At 63.4% G+C, this 202-nt stretch carries 1 pseudogene; it reads left to right on the forward strand.

Features of this window, described 5'->3' with window-relative positions:
* Positions 1-202, forward strand: a pseudogene (locus ELR45_RS39970) (hypothetical protein); the annotation flags it as partial.

Below are 202 nucleotides of genomic sequence, written 5' to 3' on the forward strand. Positions count from 1 at the left end.
TTGGGAGCCGCTGCACACCGAGTACGGTCTCGATCGGCCCGACAACACGGTCACAGCGTTCGTGGTCCGTTCTGTCATGCACATCGAAGCCCGCCACACCTGGGTGCCGGAGCAGCTGGCGTTGGATTTCACCGACACCATCGCGCGGACCGGGGCGCTGATCCACGAGTACACCAATGCTCTGCTCGTGCTCAGTCCTGAG

Origin of the sequence: Phytoactinopolyspora endophytica (genome assembly GCF_004138495.1) — a bacterium.
GTDB classification, from domain to species: Bacteria; Actinomycetota; Actinomycetes; order Jiangellales; family Jiangellaceae; genus Phytoactinopolyspora; species Phytoactinopolyspora endophytica.